General features: G+C 63.6%; 2 protein-coding genes. Both read right to left on the minus strand.

Annotated elements, in window-relative coordinates; genetic code table 11:
* On the minus strand, positions 1-205 hold a 205-nt coding region (locus BRAS3809_RS20650), incomplete at its 3' end, for a hypothetical protein (protein ID WP_035657297.1).
* Positions 206-217: 12 nt separating this feature from the next.
* Positions 218-967 (minus strand): hypothetical protein, encoded by a 750-nt coding sequence (locus BRAS3809_RS20655; RefSeq protein WP_008963980.1) that lies wholly within the window; start codon positions 965-967, stop codon positions 218-220.
* Positions 968-1,148 lie beyond the last annotated feature (181 nt).

A 1,148-nucleotide genomic window follows, 5' to 3' on the forward strand; every position in this document is an offset into this window, starting at 1 on the left:
CTGCGAAGTGCATCATTGCTTCGTTATCCCAGATATATTCCCATCCTTCGGTCTCGCCCTTCGCATTCCGCATGGGTCGAAGCACGAAGGGGTCACCGTACTTGACCGTCAGCCGCGCCTTCGGCGACTTCAGTGTCAGCTCGGTCACTTCGCCGCCGTGAGTCTTGAGCGGGGACGAAAGCTTGAACGTCGTTTCTTTTGCCACTTGTCCGGCTCCTTACTTGATGATCTTCGAGATATCGACGTTGAGCCGCGCGAACGTGTCGGCCAGCGGCGCTCCCGTCTGATCGTGCACTTGCAGGGCATAGCTGAGGGCCTTCTGCTCGTCGGCATTGGCGCCCCTCGCCTGCAGGGCGGTGAGCCTGATCTCGGTCAGGCGCCGCAGTTTAACGGGTTCAATGTTGACCGGCGCGCGGGCAGCAGGCATAGGCGCGGACTTCGAAGTATAGGCCCGCTGTACGTTGTACTGGCGTGCTGCTGCTGTGATCTCCGCAAGGCGCGCGGCGCGCGGGTCATTGGTGTTGGAAGTCATGGGCGTCTGTACCTGTTCGTCGCATTCGAGCGGAAGGCCGCGGAGCATTGAGCGTGCTTGGTCGACCGTCATGGCGTCGGGTGATTGGGTGGAAACGAGCTGTGCGACGGCAGCCGCGCGGCCTTGTGCTTCGGGCGATCTGACGATTGCAGAGCGCCAAGCGGACTCCGCTGACCGCGGGGCTTCAGCCAAGCCCGTGACGATGGAGAACCCCGCCTCCCGCGCCGTGTTGCAGTTGAGTGCTTGGCCGCGCTCCGTCACGACCAAGTCGGGGTCATGGGGATGGAGCCGAGCGGCCTTGGCGCTCTCGGGCCATGCCGCGATTTCTAGGCCCCTCGCCTTGGCCTCGCGTACGCTGATCTGGTGGCCATCGGGCAACACGACGAAGCCGCGTTGCACAGGGTTCGGGTGAACCCATGCTGTCTTGTCATTCATCGGTGCTGCCCCTCAGTAAGACCGGAAAGGCCGATGCGGCCGCGAGTTGACCGGCTCATACGGCCCGACGCGAAGCGCCCGTCCCCCGCCGCCCCCGCAGATGATTTCCAGGCGCCTCAGCTCCCGTTCCAACCTGTTGAGGTCGGGCCGGTGAAAAGTAAGCCACTGATCGCCGTTCCGC

Source organism: Bradyrhizobium sp. STM 3809 (assembly GCF_000239795.1).
In the GTDB taxonomy this organism is placed as follows: domain Bacteria; phylum Pseudomonadota; class Alphaproteobacteria; order Rhizobiales; family Xanthobacteraceae; genus Bradyrhizobium.